This window comes from Marivirga sp., assembly GCF_035704835.1.
Taxonomy (GTDB): domain Bacteria; phylum Bacteroidota; class Bacteroidia; order Cytophagales; family Cyclobacteriaceae; genus Marivirga.
The window spans coordinates 52,503-70,504 of record NZ_DASSWQ010000074.1 but is presented as its reverse complement, the minus strand read 5'-3'; the positions used below and the strand labels follow the sequence as shown (position 1 = coordinate 70,504).

The following is an 18,002-nucleotide window of genomic DNA, read 5'->3' as shown; positions in this document are numbered from 1 at the left end:
ACAAAAGAACTACAAGATGTCGATGTCTAAACCGGTGATGAAGGAAATTTTGCAACGTGCAAAAAACATATTGGATGAATATTTGAATGACCAGCACTTAAGAAAAACATCCGAGCGATATTCCGTTCTGGAAGAGCTCTACTATTTACCTCAAGATGAACATATTGATGTAGAGACACTATTCTTGAGAATGAGAAATAAGGAATATACCATTTCCCGAGCAACGGTTTATAATTCCATAGATTTATTAGTGGAATGCGGTTTGGTAGTAAAGCATAATTTTAAAGATAAAAATGCGCTTTATGAACCGGCATTAACCTATGAGCACCACGACCATTTGGTATGCAATAATTGTCTGAAAATCAAAGAGTTTTTAGACCCAAGCATTGAAGATATTAAGAAGCGAGTAGGGAAGTCCTTAGGTTCAGATATCAAACATCATTCTTTGGTTTTTTATGGAGATTGCACGATTGATAATTGTGAAAACCTGAAAAGAAAAGAAGTGGTTAAAGGTTGATTGTAAAGTGAGTTTGATATAAAAATTAAACACCCCCCCCTTCCCCCCCTCAAGGGGGGAGACCACAAGGAGTTTTCTTTTGCATTTTAATTTGATTTAGCGCTACTTTTTTCATTAAATAATTTAGAAAATTGAGACATAAATTGTAGTCTTATGGAAATTTACATCCGTGAGAATGTCCCCTTGAGGGGACTTTAGGGGTGTTTTTTATGGTGCCGTCTTCTGAAATAAAGTTTTGTTAAATAGTATTTGTAAGAGAAAATTGAAATGCATTAAAATACTATCAAATTTCTGAAAACCGCAACAAAACCGTCTTGTAATCGCTTAATATAGTATGATGCAATTACAAGAAACAATACAGCACTTAAATAGTATAGTCGGTAATATCGCACAAATAAACGCGCAAACTGACGGTATGACCTATGAAGATTTCAGAAGAAATGAGCCAGTGAAAGAAACGGTTTATGAATATCTTCAAGAAATGGGTCAAGCTGCTAGAGAATTGTCGGAAAATCAAAAACTCCCTGCTGAAATAAATATTGAGACTTTGGTGGCATTTAGAAATGCTCGTTACAATCAAGAAGCGGAAATAGGGCACCAGCAGGTTTTTAATTTGATTCCTGATTTGCGCGAAATTGCCGAAACGATAGAAACTTCAGATTTGTACCAAAATAACTTATCATAATGGATATTACTTTAGAACCTGTAGATTTTAATATAAGTCAAGATTTGAATAATCACATGCGTGAGATGTTCAATAAGCTTTCAAAATATAATGACCAAATCGTTGGTATTGATTTGTATTTAAAATCAAATGCGAATGATGAAAATGGAGAGAAAACTGTAGACGCAAAAGTCTTTTTGCCAGGAAATGATATTTATGTTTCTGGTGAAGGCGATAGCTTCGTATCAGCAGGTCAAGATTGTTACGAAGTTGCCAAACGACATGTGAGAAAAGCCAAGGAAAAAGTAAAAGACAGACATCAGGGCCGACCTGATAAAATGTAATTTTTATTTAAAATAGTGGGCATTCAGGGTTTAATGCAAGTATTTCATTGTATTCTGACAGAGTTTTTATACTATTGTAACAAGCTAATATTAATTTAATATTCCGAAATCCGTTTGCCTACAAAATTCCGTATTTTTCAAACAATAATGAAATAAGTAGATTATCTTAGGCAGCATTTTGAGAAAATTTTAATGAGAATATTTATTGCAGTCGTATTAACACTTTCCATTTTTACAGGAATAGGATATATTTTTTGGCATCAGGAATGGAAATTCTCAAAGCCAACTCCGGTTCCAGTTAATTACACCAATATTTAAAGTGGTGACTCTTTATCAAATGATTTGCTTGCCACATTAGGGTTGCAGAATGATGAACAACTATTCATTCATTTCTACAATTTCGATTGTCCTTGCTCGCGTTTCAATATAAAAGAATTCCAGAATCTTGTTATTCAATATGGCTCAGAAGTTAAGTTTTTGGCAATTCTGGAAACGGTGGATAAAGAGGAGAGCGAAATTCAAAATTTTAAGGATAAATATGATTTAGGGATAAAAATCCAATTGGATCGTGAAGGGGTAATAGCTGAGCAATTAGGCGTTTACAGTACTCCTCAGGCCGTATTAATTAAAAATCAACAAATCTATTTCAGTGGTAATTACAATAAAGCAAGATTTTGCACCACGCAAAATACAAAATTCGCAAGCTTAGCGCTTTCGGCAATGGTGGAAGGGAGAGAACCACCGATATTTCCTGAACTAGCAACTGTGGCTTATGGGTGTGAACTGCCCGCAAATGGTAATACAAGTACAAGAGTGGATAAATTTTTTAACTTTTTAAGTTTATGACAGCAGTTTCAAATAAGCAATTTAAGCCCTATTTTAACGAAATTTATAAGAAGGCCGATAGAGTAACTGAAATCACTATTGGTGGATATTACTTGTTTGGGATATTTCTAGCTTTTTTTTACGATACATGGTTGGTGGGATTAGGAGTGGGTTCATTATCCTTAGTTTTGTATTTTGGCGTAAAAGTTTTGTTAAAAAAGACCTATGCTCATCATTATATAGGTAGTTTGGTATTGGGAATTTTTATGGCTCAGTTTATTTACCAAATGCACGGGCTTTTTGAAATGCACTATACGGCATTTATAGCCATCATTGTTTTAATGGCTTATCAGAATTACAAAGTATTTTTACCTGCAGCACTTTTAATAGGAATCCATCACGGTATTTTTGCATACATTCAATATTTAGGATTTGTAAATAATAATGAAGCTTATCAATCCATTTATTTCACTCAGTTGGATTATATGGATTTACAGACTTTTCTATTTCATGCAGGTTTGGTAGCTGTTGCAGTGGTGATAGCCTCTGTATATTCGATTAATAGCCGTGCTAGATCAAAATTATTGTTTGAAAAGTTAGTGGAGAGTGAAGAAAAAGATAAAACCACTAAAACGAATATTTTATTTGCAAAAGAAATTGCCAATAATAATTACGATAAGAAATTTGACTTAAATGAAGATGATCCTTTAAGCAGTGCCTTAATGGATATGAGAGATAGCTTAAAGAAAAGCTCGATTAGGGAAGACCAAGAACGCTTTACCAATAAAGGATTGGCGGAGTTATCTAATATTATTAGAGATAATGGAAATAATCTGAAGGACCTAACTTATGAAGTCATTGAGTTTTTAGTGAAATACATGAAACTCAATCAGGGAGGTTTTTTTATTGTGAAAGAAGAAGGAGATGATATTTTCTTGGAACTGGAAGGATGTTATGCTTATGACAGAAGGAAGAAAATAAATAAAAGAATTCAGCCAGGTGAAGGCTTAGTGGGTCAATCCTATCAAGAAAAAGATAGTATTTATCTAACGGAGGTCCCTGAAAACTATATCAACATCAAATCAGGTTTAGGAGATGCTAATCCAAAATCGATTGTGATTACTCCCGTAAAAAGAGATGATATAATAGAAGGTGTGATAGAACTGGCTAGTTTTAGAGTTTTGATGGAATTTGAACGCGAGTTTTTAGAAAAAGCTGGGGAGAGCATCGCGATGGCATTGAATACAGCTAAGGTTAATCAAAAAACTACTGAGCTTTACGAACAATCACAGCAGCAAACTGAAGAAATGAGAGCTCAGGAAGAAGAAATGCGTCAAAACATGGAAGAGTTATCGGCTACTCAAGAAGAAATGCAAAGAACTCAAAATGATTATGAAAAGATGCTAGCGGATTCTCAAAAAGAAAATGAAGAGCTGAAAAAGCAACTTGCTGAAAAAACTTAATGTCACTGAAAAAATTAGCCTGTTCCTATTGACAGGCTAATTTTTTATCATCAATTTATCGAGCAGTATTTAATATTCTTCTTCTCAACTCCAATTTCTCATCCGCAGTTTTAGTAAACTCATTTCCATAAATGGCAGATTCCCATTCGCCATACATAGGGTTAGGAAGCATGATGAAATTATGTAAGAGTTCTTTTCTATACTTTTTTACTAGACTTTTTCCTAATGTGCTATCTCTATCAGCAAATTTTTGATCATAGTCAGTCAAATTATCACCTATGTAGAGCAAAACATTATGGCCTGCTTTTACCATTTCTCTTCTTTCTGTTTTGTCACTTTTAGTAGTGCGCAATAAAAGGTGTTCTTTCTCTGCTTGAGGCAATTTCAATATTTTCAAATTTTTCAGAGTAGGTTCGAAAACTCCTATTTTTCTGTTGGAAACGTAGAATATTTGCAATCCTAAGCTATCGGCAAAGTTTAAAAAATCTGCTGCACCCGGAAGTGCTTCAGCTTTGGCTTCCTTGCACCATTTTTCCCAGCTTTCTGAGCCGTAATTCTTACCCTCTAAAAATAGTCTTGCTTCATAAGGACTGTTATCCAAAACCGTTTCGTCTAAATCTAAAACTACTGCTGGTTTTAATTCAGAATTAGAAAGTGTATCCATCTTTATTTTCAACAACATTTTACCTTTATGATAGGCTTGCAAAAATGAAGCTTCCATCTCTGCAGATTGCTGAAACCATAAAGTAGCATTTCCCAATTGCATGGAAAGTTTTTCTTCGGAAGTCAGAGGCTTTTCTTTGGAGATGGGCTGACAGGCACTAACTGTAAAAACAGAGATAATAAAGATAAACGAACGCATAAAATAGAATTTATAAGATGATGCAAAAGTAGAAGGTAAATTGATAAGTATAATGAAGCTTTCACGTTTTTTTAAATGCAATTCTAATTTCCATTTCAGAAAAGCTTAACTTTGGGCTTATTAAAAGCAATATTTATGTTAATACGCCCAAGAAGAAATCGTAAGTCAGCAGCCATTCGAGAAATGGTAGAAGAAACTACTTTAACTACTAAAGATTTCATCTTCCCATTATTTTTATTGGAAGGACAAAATAAGAAAGTAGAAGTGAATAGCATGCCAGGAATTTATCGTTTCACCATTGATTTAATGTTGAAAGAAATGGAGGAATGCTTGAAGTTAGGCATTAAGGCTTTTGATATATTTCCTGTTGTGGAGGAAAAGCATAAAGATAAAATGGCCACCAAAAGTGCAGATGAGAGTTTTTTTTATCTAAAAGCTTTAAGAGAAATTAAATCCAAATTTCCAGAAGCTTGCATCATGACGGATGTTGCCATGGATCCTTATAGCAGCGATGGCCATGACGGTATTGTGGATGAAAATGGCAATATCCTCAATGATGAAACCTTGGATGTGCTGGCAGATATGGCTTTGGCACAAGCAGAAACTGGTATCGATATCATTGGCCCTTCCGATATGATGGATGGACGGGTAGAATTTATACGAGAGGTTTTGGACGAAAATGGATTTGAAAATACCTCCATTATGAGTTACTGTGCGAAATATGCTTCGGCATTTTATGGTCCTTTTCGTGATGCTCTGGATTCTGCCCCAAAATCGGGTGATAAGAAAACTTATCAAATGAACCCCGCCAATAAATATGAAGCATTAATCGAAGCAGAATTGGATGCACAAGAAGGAGCAGATTTTCTTATGGTTAAACCAGCCTTGGCTTATTTGGATGTGATTCATTTATTGAAAGAAAGTAATGAATTACCAATTGCAGCTTATAATGTAAGTGGGGAATATAGCTTGATAAAAGCAGCAGCAGAAAAAGGATGGCTTAATGGAGAAGCAGCCATGATGGAAAGTTTATTAAGTATCAAAAGAGCTGGAGCTGATGTGATTTTAAGTTATTTTGCTAAGGAAGCTGCTCAGATGTTGAGAAAATAGAATCGAGCTGATGAGCTAGTATGACTGTCGTCTGACCTAAGTAGTTATATAATCGGTCATTCATCTTTAAGAACAGCCCAGTATTCTCCACTCAAATAATCTTTATTGTATTTCAGGCAATTTCAAATTACTTTCAATCAAAATTTTAATGATAACACCATGAAAATAAAATCTTTACTATTCATACTGGCAATTTTTGGTTTTCTGAGTTGCCAAAATCAAGAAGAAACAGCCGACTTAATCATTAAAGGAGGCACTATTTATACGGTCAATGAGAATCAACCAACTGTTGAAGCTGTGGCAGTTAAAAATAATAAAATCATTTTTGCAGGTAGCGAAGCAGAAGTTGAAAAATATCTATCAGAAAGCACTAAGCAAATTGACTTGGCAGGAAAAACCATGACACCTGGTTTTATTGAAGGTCATGGACATTTTATGGGCTTGGGTTACAATGAATTGAATGTTGATTTATTGCAGACTAAAAGCTTTGATGAAGTCATTCAAAAAGTGAAAGAAGCGGTAGATGCTGCGAAGCCTGGTGAGTGGATAACCGGTAGAGGTTGGCACCAAAGCAAATGGAATAAAATGCCTGAAAATACCATCAATGGCTTTCCATTACATCATGCTATCAGTGAGGTTTCACCAAATAATCCAGTTTATTTGAGACACGCCAGTGGTCATGCAGGAATGGCAAATGAAAAAGCGATGCAAATCGCAGGAGTTCTGCCATTATCAAAAGAAAGTATGGTTAATTTGGATGTAGAAGGAGGAGAGATATTCAGAGATGAAAAAGGAAACCCCACTGGAGTTTTCAATGAAAGAGCAATGACGCTTATAACACAGCATATCCCTGAAAGCACGCCTGAAAAGGATAGAAAAGCTTTTGAATTAGCGGTAAAAGCAAGTCATAGAAATGGTATTACTAGTTTTCATGACGCAGGAATTGGTAAAGAAAATATTCAGCTTTACCGTGATATGAAAGCAGAGGGCAAATTGGATGTCAGAATGTACGCAATGCTAACTGGCTGGGATAAGGAATTATTAAATGAATGGTATGAAAAAGGCCCCGAGGTAGATAGTGCGCATCTTTTAACAATCCGTTCTATTAAATTGAATTGTGATGGTGCCCTGGGCTCAAGAGGTGCTTGGCTTTTGAAAGAATATACAGATCAGCCTGGTCATTTCGGACACGAGACACTACCGATGAGTTTTGTTTATACAACTTCGAATAATGCACTAGAAAATGGGTTTCAGGTTTGTTCGCATGCAATAGGAGATAGGGCTAATCAAGAAATTTTGGATAGATACGAAAAAGCTTTGAAAGAAAATCCTCAGCAAGCAAAAAATCATCGTTTCAGAATTGAACATGCACAACACTTGCATCCTGATGATATTCCAAGATTTGCTGAGTTGGGTGTAATTCCTGCTATGCAAGCTGTTCATATGTCATCGGACAGACCATGGGCTATTGACCGATTAGGAGAGAAGAGAATTAAAGAAGGGGCTTACATGTGGCAAGCTTTATTGCAATCAGGAGTACCAATTGTAAATGGAACAGATGTGCCGGTTGAGCCAATCGATCCATTAGCTTCATTCTATGCTAGTGTAAGCCGTAAAACGTTGGAAGGAACTCCTGAGGGCGGATACGAACCAGAACAAAAAATGACTCGTGAACAGGCATTAAGATCTTATACTTTAGATGCTGCATATGGTGCTTTTGAAGAAGATATTAAAGGGTCGATTGAAGTGGGTAAATTAGCCGATTTCACCATTTTTGATAAAGATATCATGACGGTTTCTGAGGAGGATATTCTTAATACGGAAATAGCAATGACGATCTTTGATGGAAGAGTGGTTTATGAGAAATAAATTTAAAAGCTTTATCAGGGACAAGGTTTATACAATATTGGTCTTTTAGAACAAACTTTTTTCTGTGCGTCATTCCTGCGCAGGCAGGAATCTATACGTTTTAATCTTTGATTAAAATACCCATGCTGTTGAAAGGCAGAATCGCTGATATAGCATAATTGAAACAAAGTATCAATAAGACAAGATTCCCTTCTTCAAGGGAATGACGTAAATTCTAGCGCGACCTTCTTAGCTCGTGTATAAGCATACGAGCTAGGAAGCTCGTACTAGCAAATGGGTTGGGAAAAGAATTCTTGATATATAGTAGAAAAGCAGAAGGGTGGTTGGCAAAACCGACCATCTTCTGAGAATATAAAATCACAAAAAAAGGTCTGAAATTTCAGACCTTTTTATTTCACTGCTATTATTTTTTGTCAACTGAATAAGTCGAAGACTTATTTTGTCTATTGCCTACTTGTTTTTTATTGCAGAACAGATTCTTTTTCAAACTCTTCCATATTTGCAGGAAGCTTAATATTGGCCAACAAATTCTCCTCCAATAAATCAGCCCAGGCGAGCATGTAATCAACTACATCTTCTTTGCTATTATGATATAGTTTTACGCCTCTAGTTCCCATATATCTTCTAACTTCTTGATTTTTTAACCTCTCCAGGTCAATCATATCTTTTCTTTCCAATCCTGAATCCATCATACTAGAAATGATTTCATCCATTGGCATGGCACTAGTGCTACAGAAATCTTCTACCTGGTCAGTCCAGTCGCCAGATTTTCTCATAGCATATTCATGGATTTCTCTTTTACTATAAGGTGTTAATTCTTGAGCCAAATGCCCGCAATTGCATCCGCCCATATGTCCCCACTGATAATGGGTGCCTTCCTGAATCTTTCGGGCTGCAGTTCTAATTGCTTTTATGAGTTTTATATTTGCTCTTGCCATATTTATTATTTTCTTTTTGTAACTATCTGGTCAACTGAAAAGTTTATTTTGTAAATGAATTTACAAGCATTTTTGTAATTAATAAGAGAAATTTGTTAAAGCTTGTTAATTTTGTTCAACTATTATGAAAACATTGAGTTATCTCAAATAAAATTTAAAAAGCATGGCATTTAATTTTTTCAAAAAGAAAGAGGAAAAAGAAGAAAAAAAATCTAGTAGATATAAGGAATTGACAGTGCGTCAAGTAATCAATGCAACAGCAGATGCTATTGTGATTGAATTTGAAAAACCCGAGTGGGAATTGACTTATACTGCTGGACAGTTCCTAACACTTATCACAGATATTAAAGGTGAAAGTGTTAGACGAGCATATTCGCTATGCACATCCCCCTTAGTGGATGAATATCCTGCCGTTACAGTGAAAAGAGTGGAAAATGGTAGAATGTCCAATCACCTGAATGATAATTTGAAGGTAGGTGATAAAATGCAGGTCTTGGAGCCAATGGGTAATTTTACCACGAAAGTGGAGGCTACTAAAAAGCGTCATTTGATCATGTTCGCAGGTGGTAGCGGTATCACGCCTATGATGGGAATCTCCAAATCTGTTTTACATGCAGAACCAGATAGCATTATTTCCTTGGTTTATGCCAACAGAAATTTGGAGTCTGTAATCTTCAAAAAGGAATTTGATGATTTGGAAGATCAGTACGAAGGAAGAATGCGTGTTATTCATGTTTTAGATGATGCACCTATTAACTGGCAGGGAGAGTCTGGCTTGTTAAATGAGGAACTGCTCCAAAAAATACTGGATAGAATTCCTAATTGGGGAAATGACCAAACGCAATATTTAATGTGTGGTCCTGAAGGGATGATGAAAAATGTAGAACAACATCTTGAGAGTTTCGGAATTGATAAAGCAAATGTTTACAAAGAAAGCTTTGTTCAGGGAACAATTGATAAAGAGGAAAAGAAATCTGGCAAAGAAGCGCAAGGTCAGGAATATGAAGTAACCATTCTATTTGATGGAGAGGAACATAAATTCCTTGTTCCAGCAGATAAATCTATTTTGGAAACAGCTTTGGATTTGGATATCGACTTACCCTTCTCTTGCCAAAGCGGATTATGCACGGCTTGTAGAGGTAAATTATTATCCGGTACTGTTCATATGGAAGAAGATGAAGGTTTATCTGATGCAGAAAAAGAAGAAGGATTCGTTTTAAACTGTGTAGGTCATCCTACTTCTCCAAATGTGAAAATCGAGATAGGATAAAACCTTCCATCATAAAATCAGTAAAAATAAGAGAGGATGTATAGTCCTCTTTTTTTATATCCAGATGCCGACATCAATGGTCTGAAATAAGGGAAATTACCTTAACGAGTTTTTTGCTAAAGCGAAAAAAAGCTATTGTTTTCCCTGCCTGCGGCAGGCAGGTTTTTCTCTTTTTCCTATGGAAACGAGACAAGTAGTGGTAAATCGAAATGTTAGTCTTTTTTATTAAAAGTTAAATAAGAAGATAAAGAAAATAACCTAGGTTATTTTTCAAGATTGTATTAAAAAAAGAGGCTTCCAAGCCCAACTTAATAGCATTGATAGCTTCATCTCGGTGTTTAAATTCATTTTTATGATTAAATGAATTTAAATATTCGTTATTTAAAAATTTTAAAATACTCAATATGGAATTTGAAATAAAAGAAAGACAGTTTTTACCTAAGAACTTTAAAGTGAAGGATTGGGATACTTTAAAGCCTTATTTCGATAAATTATTGGATGCTGAAATCAATTCAGCGGAAGATTTTGAAAATTGGTTTGCCAACTTAAGTGAGCTAGAAGCAGTGGTTTCTGAAGATATGGCCTGGCGTTACATCAAAATGACATGCGATACTACCGATGAGAAATTAGCTGCCTCTTTTGAAGACTTTGTTCGCAATATTCAGCCCCATATTGCACCTTATAGCGATAAATTGAATAGAAAAGCATTGGCTTCTCCTTATTTGTCATCAGTAAGAGAAAAGGAGGGTTACAACATTATGATCCGGGAAATGGAGAAAGATGTGAAAATTTTCAGGGAAGAAAATATTCCCCTGCAAACGGAAATCTCCAGTCTGTCGCAAAAATATGGTTCCATTTCCGGTGCGATGGATATAGTGCATGATGGAAAAGAAATGACCCTGCAGCATGCAGCTGTAAAATTACAGTCTACTGACCGTAAATTAAGAGAAGAAATCTATCGTAAAATATCCTCCAGAAGATTCGAGGATAAGGAAAAATTGGATAATCTTTTTACTGAACTGGTGAAATTACGAACTGAAGTGGCCAAAAATGCTGGCTTCGATAATTTTAGAGATTACATGTTTTCTGCCATGGGGCGCTTTGATTATTCTCCTCAGGATTGCTTTGATTTTCATGAGTCCGTTAAATCAGAAGTAGTTCCTTTGCTCAATGATATTGCAAAAGAAAGAAAAGAAAAATTAAAGATAGATTCTTTAAGACCATGGGATAAGGCGGTTGATATATCTGGAAAAGAGGCACTAAAGCCTTTTAAAGGAGCTGATGATTTGACAGAGAAGACTATTAAAGTATTTAATAAATTAGATCCATTTTTAGGAAGCTGCTTAACTAAAATGGTAGAAATGAAGCACCTTGATTTGGAATCTCGTAAGGGAAAATCTCCAGGAGGATATAATTATCCATTATCAGAAACAGGAGTACCATTTATTTTCATGAATGCGACTTCCACTTTACGTGATATGGTTACGCTCTTACATGAAGGGGGGCATGCTGTCCATTCGTTCTTGATGAATGATTTAGCGTTGACTGATTTCAAAAACCCTCCTTCTGAGGTTGCTGAATTAGCTTCAATGAGCATGGAGCTGATTACCTTAGATTATTGGGATACATTCTTTGATAATGAAGAAGATTTGAAAAGAGCGAAGACCGATCATTTGCAAGGAATAATAGAGACGCTTCCATGGGTTGCTACAATTGATAAATTCCAGCACTGGATTTATGAAAACCCAGCACATAGAGTGGAAGAAAGAACAAAAGCATGGAACGAAATTCTGGATGATTTCTCTGATTCTATTACTGATTACTCTGGTTTGGAGAAATTCAAAGACAATTTATGGCAGAAACAATTGCATTTATATGAGGTGCCGTTTTATTACATAGAATATGGAATGGCGCAATTGGGTGCAGTGGCAGTTTGGAAAAACTATAAAGCGGATCCAGTTAAAGGATTAGCTTCTTACAAAAAAGCTTTGAAAATGGGCTATACAAAGTCAATTCCTGAAGTTTACGAAGCAGCTGATATCAAATTTGATTTTAGTAAAAAGAATATCAGTGAATTGATGAAATTTGTAAAAGAGGAAATGCAAAAACTGTAAGTATAAATTTTATTTCTAAAAATAGTTCTAGATCAGTTTAAAAAGGAAAGTTCAGATGAGCTTTCCTTTTTTATTGCAAATAGAATCAGTACTTTACGCGTAAATAAACTAGCAGCACTATGAAAAACTCATACTACTTTTTGTTCCTGTTTATATTGCCATTCTTTACTTCATGTCAAAATGATGAGACAATAGCTGAAGTAGAGAACAGTCACAATGAATTAATTAATTTTCTTGGAACTGAATTGGGAGATATTGAAGGGAAAACGATTTATTTAATTCCTACTTCGCTAGGTGACGAATTATTACACAGATTAATGATATGGAGTGATTTAGTAAAGGATGCAAATAGTAAAATCGTGATAGTAGGAGAGGTCAATAAAAATCATAGAGAGTTTGTAAATATCTTTACTCATCAATATGGTGAAATCTATCAGACAAAGAGTCAATATGATTTAATAAATTCAGCTCAGAAAATTGAAATAATGAATGGCACCATTACAAGCAGAATAGAATACGAGAAAATGGAATTTATAAATAATTAAAAAAAAGCCTGCTTAGTTTTCTAAGCAAGCTTTTATAACCACAATCAATTGAGATTATTTTTTGTTTTTGGCCAGATAAGAAGAAACGCTTTCTCTTGCTTCTTGCATAGCTTCTTTTCCTTCTTCCCAGTTTGCAGGACAAACTTCACCATATTTTTCAACATGTTACCATGCATCAACAGTTCGTTCGTTATCGATGAAGAATGTTCCTATGTAAGCTATTGGAGTTCTTTCAAAGATTAACTGTCCTTCTTCATTGTAATTCCAGTCACCTGCTAATACACCAAAGTTGTTAGCAATAGTTTTAGAAGCATCAGCCACTAATGCATAAATTACACTTAAGATTCCACCATTTTTCTGAGGAGTCAAATTAACTTTCCTATTTTGCTTTAAACTGAATTATGGATAGATAAAATTGAAGGCGTGTGTAGCTTTTAATCACTGTTCAGTCTGAAGTTCATTGCGCCAAATCACTTGCCAAAGCTCTAATATCAGTAAAAATACCTATTATAATTTACGTGATTTCGCTCTTTATTTCTATTTACTTAATGTGTTAAATTTGAATTATAAAAGGAAAATTATGAATAATTCAACACAAGGAGTGACTTTATCATCCGCATTTGTAAAAGATGTAATTGATTTATACGAAGGGAAAGAATCATTTCAAAAGGAGTTAAAAAGAATGGCGGTTGGACTTGATATGTCTAGTGCAATGAAGTTTGTACCGATGGAAATTTATAATTCCATGTGTAATTGGATTGAAGCTCAAATTGGACAGGTCAACACCAAAAAATTAGGTAGAAGAATTGGGTCAACCGCTTATTCTGGTATGTTAGCAAATGGATTGATTACGAGTGATGCCACACCCAAACAAATGATGGAAGGCTTGGTGAAAGTAGCTTCTTTGATGATTAAAGATGCAGAAAAAAGAGGATGGGTGATTTTGGAATCAGGACCTAAGCATATAATCATGCGAAGAACACAGACTTTTAACAGTACTTTACAATTTGGGTTGCTTGATGAATTAATCAGAAAAACGAAAGTGGTAAGCCCTAAAGTAGAATATATTAAGTCAGTAGCGGCAGGAGATGAATTTGATGATTATAAAATTTCTTGGTTTTGAGTTTTGAACTAAAAAAAAAGCCTGCTTAGTTTCCTAAGCAGGCTTTAAAGCCATAATCAATTCAGATTATTTTTTGTTTTTTGCTAAGTATGAAGAAACGCTTTCTTTTGACGCTTGCATAGCTTCTTTTCCTTCTTCCCAGTTTGCAGGGCATACTTCACCATATTTTTCAACATGTTGCCATGCATCAACAATTCTTAACATCTCATCGATATTTCTACCTAATGGTAAGTCGTTGATAGTCTCATGACGAACAATTCCTTCTTTATCGATTAAGAATGTTCCTCTATAAGCTACTGGAGTTCCTTCAAAGATTAACTGTCCTTCTTCATTGTAATTCCAGTCTCCTGCTAATACACCAAAGTTATTAGCAATAGTTTTAGAAGCATCAGCCACTAATGGATAAATTACACCTTCGATTCCACCATTTTCCTGAGGAGTCATTAACCATGCTAAGTGAGTCTCTTCTGTATCAGTTGATGCACCTACAACAGCTACACCTCTTTTTTCGAACTCAGCTAATTTCTCTTGGAAAGCCAAGATTTCAGTTGGACAAACGAATGTGAAATCTTTTGGGTAAAAGAAGAAGATCACATCTTTTTTGCCTATATATTGCTCCAAAGAAAAATCTTCAACAATTTCTTCTCCGTTAATTACTGCTCCTGTTTTAAATACTGGTGCTTTTTTTCCTACTAAAGACATATTCTATTATTAATTTATTGTTAAAAAAATATTGTTCAATACATTTTATCCTATTTCTGTCAACGGATAAATACATTTGATGTTTTTTGTATACTAATTAATTTTAATCTAATTAGTATTAAATTATAACCTTTAAAAACTAAGAAAATGAATTCAAAATTCGCTTTTAAATAACCAAAATTAAGGATTTGAATAAAAATTTTAATTCCATGTCTGAAATCAAAGTGCAAAGGTAAGCTTCATATTTTTTAATAGCAATTGAGAGCGCAAAAGTTTCTATTGATATTAGTAATTGAGTTATCATCATAATCTATGATGAAAAAAGACTTAAATTCTATAACTCCTCTTATAAAATTTACTTTTTATATCCCTTAATATTCCTATATCTTTAAGCTTTTAATTCTAGCGTAAATAATGAATAAATTAATTAAAGAATATATAGTTTCTATTAATTCAGCTATTGAAAAAGAGGATTTTGGAGACAAACCACAAGTGCTTTACGAGCCTATTCGATATATCATGTCTTTAGGCGGAAAAAGGATGCGCCCACTTTTAAGTTTATTGTCATATCAGCTTTATGGAAAAAATATTAAGGATATAATCCCTGCTTCTTTGGCAGTTGAGATTTTTCATAATTTTACTCTTATGCACGATGATATTATGGATAATGCGCCACTAAGGAGAGGACAACAAACTGTTCATGAAAAGTGGAACAATCCTGTTGCTATTCTTTCTGGAGATGTAATGTTGGTAAAAGCATATCAACAGATAATTGCACATTGTCCGAAAGAAAAATTAACTGATATTTTAGAAAAATTTAATCAATGCGCCATTGAAGTATGCGAAGGACAGCAAATTGACATGAATTTTGAGGAGCAAGAGCAAGTTCATGAATCCGAATATTTAGAAATGATTCGTTTGAAAACAGCCGTTCTTTTGGGTTTTAGTCTTGAATTTGGCGGGATTTTAGCTATGGATAATGAAGCCGACCAGGCATTGCTGTACCAGATGGGAGTAAATGCTGGAATAGGTTTTCAATTAATGGATGATTTGTTGGATGTATACGCGGATCAAGAAAAATTTGGAAAGCAGGTGGGAGGTGATATTATTGCCAATAAAAAGACTTTTTTACTCATAAAAGCTAATGAACTTGCTTCCGGAGAAAATACAGTGGAACTCAATAAATGGTTAGCCGCTTCAGATTTTGATAAGGAAGAAAAGGTAAATGCAGTAAAATCTATTTACGATAAGCTTAATATCAAAAAGCTTACAGAAGCTAAAATGAATGAGTATTTCAAAAAGGCATTTCAAAATTTGGAAGATTTAGATGCACCTTCAGAAAGAAAAATTATCATCATGGACTTCTTTAATTATCTAATTAACAGAGAACAATAATGAGCACTACCGTAATTATCATCATAGTGACCTGTATCATCAGCATACCTACTTTTAGTAACCCATCTAGAATGTATGCCTGGATGTTCAATCCTTATCAAGTGGTGTACAGAAAGCAATATTATCGCATGCTAACTTCTGGTTTTTTGCATGCTGATTATATGCATTTGATTTTCAATATGATTACGCTTTATTTCTTTGGAGATGCTGTGGAGTATTATTTTAATCAACTAACGGATTATGGAACCCTGCTTTATGTAGGCCTTTATTTGACGGCCATCGTGATTTCTGATATACCGAGCTTAATTAAGCATAAAGAAAATCCTAATTATAACGCTTTAGGAGCATCTGGGGCTGTTTCTGCTGTTGTTTTTAGCAGCATTCTGTTCAATCCTATGACTGATTTATGCCTATATGGATTATTATGTCTACCAGGATTTATATTCGGAGCGATTTATGTTATTTATTCGTATTATAAAGGCAAGCAACAAGGAGATAATGTTAATCATGATGCTCATTTGTTTGGAGCCATTTATGGTGTGATTATTACAATTGCAATCTGGCCAGGGGTTGTGATGCATTTTATAGATCATTTGAGTACTTTTAGTTTGTTTTAAGTGAGAGGATAGGATTAAGAGTTGACTTATTCGCTGGCACTATTTAATGTGTGAAATATTGAATTTGGTGATAATAGTAAAGTATAGGTAAAAATTTGATTGAATAATTTTAAATCCCGATATATAGTACTTTGACTACGTACATTTGAGAAACCAAAATTAAGATTTAAAAAGAATGGATTTAACTATTGAAAATATAGTATTAGTTGGCTCTCTATTATTATTTATAAGCATTATTGTAGGTAAGACATCTTATAAATTTGGAGTTCCCACCTTATTGCTTTTCTTAATAATTGGAATGATAGCAGGTTCTGATGGACTTGGAATCGAATTTGATAATCCTGAAATCGCTCAATTCATTGGTATTATTTCACTTAACTTCATTCTATTTTCAGGTGGATTGGATACTCATTGGAAATCTGTTAAACCAATTCTCAAAGAAGGTATTGCCTTATCAACATTAGGTGTTTTATTTACAGCCGTTTCCCTTGGAACATTTGTTTGGTTTCTAACAGACTTTACAATTTACGAAAGCATGTTATTAGGTTCCATCGTTTCATCAACAGATGCTGCAGCCGTCTTTTCAATTTTACGTTCCAAAAGTCTTGCACTTAAAACCAACCTTCGCCCAACCCTCGAGCTTGAAAGTGGTAGCAATGACCCAATGGCCTACGTGTTGACTATTGCATTTCTAACATTGGTAGTCAATCAAGACCAAACTATTGTATCCATCATTCCTCTTTTTCTCCAACAAATGATTTTAGGAGCTATTGCTGGTTTCGTATTTGGGAAAATCAGCAAATTCATCATAAACAAAATTCAGCTTGACTTTGAAGGCCTTTATCCTGTCCTGGTAATTGCTTTGATGTTTATTACGTTCTCTGCAACTGATGCCGTGGGCGGTAATGGTTTCCTCGCCATTTACATATGCGCAGTTTACTTAGGAAACCAAGACCTCATACATAAAAAAACCATACTGAAAATGTTTGATGGTCTAGCGTGGCTAATGCAAATTGTGCTATTTCTTACGCTAGGATTACTTGTTTTCCCATCCGAAGTAATTCCTTATTTAGGAGTAGGTATCCTCATCTCCTTGTTTCTAATTTTGGTGGCCCGTCCAGTAGGTGTCTTTCTCAGCTTAGTATTTTTCAGAATGAAAATGAGAAGAAGGTTTTATATTTCATGGGTTGGGCTGCGTGGAGCTGTTCCTATCGTATTTGCAACTTATCCTCTGCTTGCGGGAATTGACAAAGCCAATATGATTTTTAACATTGTATTTTTCATTTCAGTTACTTCCGTCCTGATTCAAGGAACCACACTTTCTTTAGTAGCAAAATGGTTACATGTAGCATTACCAGAAAAAGTGAAGCCTATTTCTGCTATCGACAGGTTTATATCTGAAATTCCAAAAAATGCTATGAAAAAAATTAAAATATCTGCTGATTCAAATGCAGTAGGTAAAAAAATAGTTGAATTAGGTTTCCCAAAAACAGCCATTATTTCAATGATTGAAAGAAATGATAATTATACCATCCCAACTGGTGCAACAATTTTGGAAGAAAATGATATCTTAGTGATACTTTCAGAAAATGAAAAAAGTCTTGAGGAAGTTGAAAAATGTCTAAACTAAATTTATTAAGCCAT

Annotated in this window: 18 protein-coding genes and 1 pseudogene; 15 read left to right on the top strand and 4 right to left on the bottom strand. The window is 34.5% G+C overall.

Annotation, left to right across the window (positions count from 1 at the left end):
• Positions 1 to 16: 16 nt before the first annotated feature.
• From VFM92_RS12830 to VFM92_RS12805, 6 genes are all read left to right on the top strand, one after another.
• Entirely contained in the window at positions 17 to 517 is a 501-nt protein-coding gene (locus VFM92_RS12830; protein ID WP_325122620.1) for a transcriptional repressor, read from the top strand.
• Between the two features lie 334 nt (positions 518 to 851).
• Entirely contained in the window at positions 852 to 1,202 is a 351-nt protein-coding gene (locus VFM92_RS12825; protein WP_325122619.1) for a hypothetical protein, read from the top strand.
• Positions 1,202 to 1,525: a ribosome hibernation-promoting factor, HPF/YfiA family gene (gene hpf / locus VFM92_RS12820; RefSeq protein ID WP_325122618.1), complete on the top strand. Its 324-nt coding sequence runs from the start codon at positions 1,202 to 1,204 to the stop codon at positions 1,523 to 1,525. Before VFM92_RS12825 ends, hpf begins: the two co-directional genes overlap by 1 nt.
• Positions 1,526 to 1,717: 192 nt before the next feature.
• Positions 1,718 to 1,843, top strand: coding sequence for a hypothetical protein (locus tag VFM92_RS12815; RefSeq protein WP_325122617.1), 126 nt, complete (start codon positions 1,718 to 1,720; stop codon positions 1,841 to 1,843).
• A gap of 24 nt (positions 1,844 to 1,867) precedes the next feature.
• Positions 1,868 to 2,371, top strand: coding sequence for a TlpA family protein disulfide reductase (locus VFM92_RS12810; RefSeq protein WP_325122616.1), 504 nt, complete (start codon positions 1,868 to 1,870; stop codon positions 2,369 to 2,371).
• Positions 2,368 to 3,813 (top strand): GAF domain-containing protein, encoded by a 1,446-nt coding sequence (locus VFM92_RS12805; protein WP_325122615.1) that lies wholly within the window; start codon positions 2,368 to 2,370, stop codon positions 3,811 to 3,813. The genes VFM92_RS12810 and VFM92_RS12805 overlap by 4 nt, the downstream gene beginning before the upstream one ends.
• Before the next feature lie 55 nt (positions 3,814 to 3,868).
• Here VFM92_RS12805 and VFM92_RS12800 read toward each other — a convergent pair whose 3' ends face one another.
• On the bottom strand, positions 3,869 to 4,675 hold the full coding sequence (locus tag VFM92_RS12800) for a 5'-nucleotidase, lipoprotein e(P4) family (RefSeq protein ID WP_325122614.1): 807 nt from the start codon (positions 4,673 to 4,675) through the stop codon (positions 3,869 to 3,871).
• Between the two features lie 135 nt (positions 4,676 to 4,810).
• Here VFM92_RS12800 and hemB point away from each other — a divergent pair, with 135 nt between their 5' ends.
• Positions 4,811 to 5,785, top strand: a complete 975-nt coding sequence (gene hemB, locus VFM92_RS12795) for a porphobilinogen synthase (RefSeq protein WP_325122613.1) — start codon at positions 4,811 to 4,813, stop codon at positions 5,783 to 5,785.
• 159 nt (positions 5,786 to 5,944) lie between these two features.
• Positions 5,945 to 7,654, top strand: coding sequence for an amidohydrolase (locus tag VFM92_RS12790; RefSeq protein ID WP_325122612.1), 1,710 nt, complete (start codon positions 5,945 to 5,947; stop codon positions 7,652 to 7,654).
• Positions 7,655 to 8,115: 461 nt separating this feature from the next.
• Here VFM92_RS12790 and VFM92_RS12785 read toward each other — a convergent pair whose 3' ends face one another.
• Positions 8,116 to 8,592, bottom strand: coding sequence for a hypothetical protein (locus VFM92_RS12785; RefSeq protein ID WP_325122611.1), 477 nt, complete (start codon positions 8,590 to 8,592; stop codon positions 8,116 to 8,118).
• Between the two features lie 163 nt (positions 8,593 to 8,755).
• Between VFM92_RS12785 and VFM92_RS12780 the strand changes: the two genes are divergently transcribed.
• The 3 genes from VFM92_RS12780 (at position 8,756) to VFM92_RS12770 (ending at position 12,521) form a co-directional block, all read left to right on the top strand.
• Positions 8,756 to 9,862 (top strand): FAD-binding oxidoreductase, encoded by a 1,107-nt coding sequence (locus tag VFM92_RS12780; RefSeq protein ID WP_325122610.1) that lies wholly within the window; start codon positions 8,756 to 8,758, stop codon positions 9,860 to 9,862.
• Positions 9,863 to 10,266: 404 nt separating this feature from the next.
• Positions 10,267 to 11,976, top strand: a complete 1,710-nt coding sequence (locus VFM92_RS12775; RefSeq protein ID WP_325122609.1) for a M3 family oligoendopeptidase — start codon at positions 10,267 to 10,269, stop codon at positions 11,974 to 11,976.
• A 119-nt stretch (positions 11,977 to 12,095) separates the two neighbouring features.
• Positions 12,096 to 12,521, top strand: coding sequence for a hypothetical protein (locus VFM92_RS12770; protein WP_325122608.1), 426 nt, complete (start codon positions 12,096 to 12,098; stop codon positions 12,519 to 12,521).
• A gap of 54 nt (positions 12,522 to 12,575) precedes the next feature.
• Here the strand turns inward: VFM92_RS12770 and VFM92_RS12765 are convergent.
• Positions 12,576 to 12,887 (bottom strand): annotated as a pseudogene (locus VFM92_RS12765) (peroxiredoxin); the annotation flags it as partial.
• Between the two features lie 214 nt (positions 12,888 to 13,101).
• Here VFM92_RS12765 and VFM92_RS12760 point away from each other — a divergent pair.
• A complete protein-coding gene (locus VFM92_RS12760) occupies positions 13,102 to 13,644 on the top strand; it encodes a hypothetical protein (protein ID WP_325122607.1) in 543 nt (180 codons plus the stop codon).
• 66 nt (positions 13,645 to 13,710) lie between these two features.
• Here VFM92_RS12760 and VFM92_RS12755 read toward each other — a convergent pair whose 3' ends face one another.
• Positions 13,711 to 14,346 (bottom strand): peroxiredoxin, encoded by a 636-nt coding sequence (locus VFM92_RS12755; protein WP_325122606.1) that lies wholly within the window; start codon positions 14,344 to 14,346, stop codon positions 13,711 to 13,713.
• 414 nt (positions 14,347 to 14,760) lie between these two features.
• On the opposite strand from VFM92_RS12755, the gene VFM92_RS12750 reads away from it, so the two are divergent.
• From VFM92_RS12750 to VFM92_RS12740, 3 genes are all read left to right on the top strand, one after another.
• On the top strand, positions 14,761 to 15,741 hold the full coding sequence (locus VFM92_RS12750) for a polyprenyl synthetase family protein (protein ID WP_325122605.1): 981 nt from the start codon (positions 14,761 to 14,763) through the stop codon (positions 15,739 to 15,741).
• On the top strand, positions 15,741 to 16,358 hold the full coding sequence (locus VFM92_RS12745; protein ID WP_325122604.1) for a rhomboid family intramembrane serine protease: 618 nt from the start codon (positions 15,741 to 15,743) through the stop codon (positions 16,356 to 16,358). Before VFM92_RS12750 ends, VFM92_RS12745 begins: the two co-directional genes overlap by 1 nt.
• A gap of 175 nt (positions 16,359 to 16,533) precedes the next feature.
• The gene (locus VFM92_RS12740; protein ID WP_325122603.1) at positions 16,534 to 17,988 is read left to right on the top strand and encodes a potassium/proton antiporter; all 1,455 of its coding nucleotides are present in this window, start codon (positions 16,534 to 16,536) and stop codon (positions 17,986 to 17,988) included.
• The last annotated feature ends 14 nt before the right edge of the window (positions 17,989 to 18,002 follow it).

What these genes read in the sequence shown, in the direction of transcription:
- VFM92_RS12830 (WP_325122620.1), top strand. Translation starts at nt 17, where the DNA reads ATGTCGATGTCTAAACCGGTGATGAAGGAAATTTTGCAACGTGCAAAA.
- VFM92_RS12825 (WP_325122619.1), top strand. Translation starts at nt 852, where the DNA reads ATGATGCAATTACAAGAAACAATACAGCACTTAAATAGTATAGTCGGT.
- hpf (WP_325122618.1), top strand. Translation starts at nt 1,202, where the DNA reads ATGGATATTACTTTAGAACCTGTAGATTTTAATATAAGTCAAGATTTG.
- VFM92_RS12815 (WP_325122617.1), top strand. Translation starts at nt 1,718, where the DNA reads ATGAGAATATTTATTGCAGTCGTATTAACACTTTCCATTTTTACAGGA.
- VFM92_RS12805 (WP_325122615.1), top strand. Translation starts at nt 2,368, where the DNA reads ATGACAGCAGTTTCAAATAAGCAATTTAAGCCCTATTTTAACGAAATT.
- VFM92_RS12800 (WP_325122614.1), bottom strand. Translation starts at nt 4,675, where the DNA reads ATGCGTTCGTTTATCTTTATTATCTCTGTTTTTACAGTTAGTGCCTGT.
- hemB (WP_325122613.1), top strand. Translation starts at nt 4,811, where the DNA reads ATGTTAATACGCCCAAGAAGAAATCGTAAGTCAGCAGCCATTCGAGAA.
- VFM92_RS12790 (WP_325122612.1), top strand. Translation starts at nt 5,945, where the DNA reads ATGAAAATAAAATCTTTACTATTCATACTGGCAATTTTTGGTTTTCTG.
- VFM92_RS12785 (WP_325122611.1), bottom strand. Translation starts at nt 8,592, where the DNA reads ATGGCAAGAGCAAATATAAAACTCATAAAAGCAATTAGAACTGCAGCC.
- VFM92_RS12780 (WP_325122610.1), top strand. Translation starts at nt 8,756, where the DNA reads ATGGCATTTAATTTTTTCAAAAAGAAAGAGGAAAAAGAAGAAAAAAAA.
- VFM92_RS12775 (WP_325122609.1), top strand. Translation starts at nt 10,267, where the DNA reads ATGGAATTTGAAATAAAAGAAAGACAGTTTTTACCTAAGAACTTTAAA.
- VFM92_RS12770 (WP_325122608.1), top strand. Translation starts at nt 12,096, where the DNA reads ATGAAAAACTCATACTACTTTTTGTTCCTGTTTATATTGCCATTCTTT.
- VFM92_RS12760 (WP_325122607.1), top strand. Translation starts at nt 13,102, where the DNA reads ATGAATAATTCAACACAAGGAGTGACTTTATCATCCGCATTTGTAAAA.
- VFM92_RS12755 (WP_325122606.1), bottom strand. Translation starts at nt 14,346, where the DNA reads ATGTCTTTAGTAGGAAAAAAAGCACCAGTATTTAAAACAGGAGCAGTA.
- VFM92_RS12750 (WP_325122605.1), top strand. Translation starts at nt 14,761, where the DNA reads ATGAATAAATTAATTAAAGAATATATAGTTTCTATTAATTCAGCTATT.
- VFM92_RS12745 (WP_325122604.1), top strand. Translation starts at nt 15,741, where the DNA reads ATGAGCACTACCGTAATTATCATCATAGTGACCTGTATCATCAGCATA.
- VFM92_RS12740 (WP_325122603.1), top strand. Translation starts at nt 16,534, where the DNA reads ATGGATTTAACTATTGAAAATATAGTATTAGTTGGCTCTCTATTATTA.